This window comes from Nocardia donostiensis (genome assembly GCF_002081715.1).
Classification (GTDB): Bacteria; Actinomycetota; Actinomycetes; order Mycobacteriales; family Mycobacteriaceae; genus Nocardia; species Nocardia donostiensis.
In genome coordinates this window covers 1-2,783 of sequence record NZ_MUKP01000111.1, presented here as the reverse complement: position 1 = coordinate 2,783, position 2,783 = coordinate 1, and the positions used below count along the sequence as shown (strand labels likewise).

The 2,783-nt window shown below is 69.2% G+C and carries 3 protein-coding genes; 1 reads left to right on the top strand and 2 read right to left on the bottom strand.

Annotation, left to right across the window (positions count from 1 at the left end):
* The coding region (locus tag B0T44_RS26120) for a glycosyltransferase 87 family protein (RefSeq protein WP_254893717.1) at positions 1-1,268 on the top strand (1,268 nt) is incomplete at its 5' end.
* A gap of 113 nt (positions 1,269-1,381) precedes the next feature.
* Here the strand turns inward: B0T44_RS26120 and B0T44_RS26115 are convergent.
* A complete protein-coding gene (locus tag B0T44_RS26115; RefSeq protein ID WP_077119985.1) occupies positions 1,382-2,254 on the bottom strand; it encodes a TrmH family RNA methyltransferase in 873 nt (290 codons plus the stop codon).
* 11 nt (positions 2,255-2,265) lie between these two features.
* A complete protein-coding gene (gene rplT / locus B0T44_RS26110; protein WP_077119983.1) occupies positions 2,266-2,646 on the bottom strand; it encodes a 50S ribosomal protein L20 in 381 nt (126 codons plus the stop codon).
* Positions 2,647-2,783 lie beyond the last annotated feature (137 nt).

Genomic DNA, 2,783 nt, shown 5'->3' with positions numbered 1-2,783 from the left:
ACCGCACGCTCCCACGCGCCGTGTGGCTGCTACCGCTGCTGGCCGCGGTGTTCACCACGCTGTGCCTGACGGTGCCGCTGGGGCCGTTCCAGCAGATCTCCCGCGGATATATCGACCTCGAGGTGTACCGGCTCGGGATCGAGGCCTGGCGGGCCGGCGGCGACCTGTACGGGAAACTGCCCGAAACCGCCTCCGGTATCAGCCTGCCGTTCATCTATCCACCGTTCGCCACGCTGGCCCTCGGGATTTTCGCGCTGCTGCCGTGGGACGCAGCGACGGTGGCCTACCTTGTCAGCTCGATCGGCGCGGTGGCACTCACCCTGTTCTTCGTCGCCACAGCGGTATGGCCGGAATACGCGCTGCGCAGGCGCGCACTGCTGGCCTGCACGACCGCGACCCCGCTGGCGCTGCTGCTGGAACCGGTGTTCTCGACCCTGGACTTCGGTCAGGTCAATCTGCTGCTGATGGCGCTGGTCGCCGCCGACTGCCTGGCCAGGTCGCCGAAATGGCCGCGCGGGATGCTGCTTGGTATCGCCGCCGCGATCAAACTGACCCCGGCGGCGTTCGTGCTGTATTTCCTGGTCCGCCGGGATTACAAGGCCGCCGCGACGGCCGCGATCAGCGGTGCGGTGGCGACGGTCATCGGTTTCGCGGTGCTACCGGACGAGTCGCTCGAATACTGGTTCGGCGGATTCGGCAATGTCGACGGATTGAGCGGCTCGGCATACCAGACCAACCAGTCCATCCAGGCGGTGTTGGCGCGGCTCGAAGTGCCCGCGACCGCGGCCACCCTGCTCTGGCTGCTGCTCGGCGCAGCCCTGATCGCCGCCGCCGTGATCGCGATGCGGCGGGCCGAGACAATGCCCGCGCTCGCATTGTCGATCAACGCGGTCGTCGCACTGCTGATCTCACCGATCTCCTGGTCCCATCACTGGGTGTGGGCGGCACCCGCCCTGCTGGCGCTGGTGGGCCGGGCCGTCCGGCTGCCCTGGCGTGCCGCTGTCGGCTGGTATGTGGTCGCGGTGGTCGTCGCGGCCCTGTTCATCACCGCCCCGCATCACTACCTGCCCGGTGAGAACGACCGCGAGCTCGCATGGTCGCCGGTGCAGCAGATCGTCGGGAATTCGTATGTGTGGTGCAGTGTGCTGCTGCTTGCAATCTTCCTCGTCGCAGGCGCCGGGCGCGGCTCCGCGCCGCAGGACACCGATCCCGATGCCGATACGGGAGAACACGCCGAGGGCATGGTCTCGGCCTCGCGGGCAGGATAGCCGGAGGGACGGGACCGCGGCCACGATCTGTACCCGGGGCAGTTGAGCATCGGGCCGAACAGCGCGCGGACCGCTGAGGGGCGCACCGAGTCCGCGAGGGTCGACGCGGAGGCTCAGCGATCGCGATGACGAACGCGGGAGCTGGCGTAAAGGCAGATCGCGGCCGCGGTGGCCAGGTTCAGGCTTTCGGCGCGGCCGTGGATCGGGATCCGGATCCGGTGGTGGGCGCGGGCAGCGATCTCGGGTTCCAGCCCGTGCGCTTCGTTGCCGAACAGCCAGGCGACCGGGCCGGTGAGGAGCTCGTCGGCGTCCTCCAGATCCACTTCCCCGTCGGCGGAAGTGGCGAGCGTGACGATTCCGGCGGCCTCGACGGCATCGAGTACCGCGCTGGGGTCCCGGTCGCGGGCCACGGGGACATGGAACAGGCTCCCCGCTGCCGAGCGCACGCACTTTCCGTTGTGCGGGTCGACACTGTCCCCGGCGAGCACCACGGCATCCACGCCGACGGCGTCCGCGACCCGGATCAGGGTTCCCGCGTTGCCGGGATCGGCGATCGCGACCGGTACGGCGAGGATCGGCGGACTGGCCCCTGCTGGACCACCGCGCCCGGGGGTGAGCACGTCGTTCAGCGGCACGTCGACCAGATCGCAGACCGCGACCAGGCCGGGCGGGGACACTGTGTCGCCCAGCGCTCGGGCAGCCCGGTCGGAGACGAGGGTGGTGCGCACCCCGGAAGCAGCAGCGCCCGTGATCAACTCGTGTTCCCTGGACGCGCCGAGAGCAGAATAGAACAGCTCCCGCACCCGTCCGGTCGCCAGAGCGGCCGTGACCGAGTTGGCGCCCTCGGCGAGGAAGAGCCCATGTTTACGCCGCGCAGCGCCGCGATGCAGCTTGACAGCCGAAACGACCCGCGGGTTGCGCTCGCTCAGCGCTTCCGCGGGTCGTTCGGTGTGCTCGCCTCGCCGCGACGGATGAGGGTCCGACACGGTGGCCGGTTTCAGGCTGCCGGGGCGTTGACGTCCTGCGGCAGGGCGGCCTTGGCGACCGCGACGAGACCGGCGAACGCTTCGGGGTCGGAGACGGCGAGCTCGGCGAGGTTCTTGCGGTCGACCTCGACACCGGCCACCTTCAGGCCCTGAATGAAGCGGTTGTAGGTGATGTCGTTGAGGCGCGCCGCGGCGTTGATGCGAGCGATCCACAGCTTGCGGAAATCGCCTTTGCGCGCCCGACGGTCCCGGTAGGCGTAGGCGAGCGAGTGCAGCTGCTGCTCTTTGGCCTTGCGGTACAGCCGCGAGCGCTGCCCGCGGTAGCCCTTGGAGGCCTCGAGGATGGAACGGCGCTTCTTCTGAGCGTTGACGGCCCTTTTGACGCGTGCCACTGATCAGTCCTGTTCGAATCTAGGGGCGCAGACCGCGCCCGAGGGGGTCGGTTGTCGGCGTCCGATGCGTCGATCGCGATGCCGGGAGGGGTATCAGATACCCAGCAGCTTCTTCACGCGAGGGACATCGGCGACCG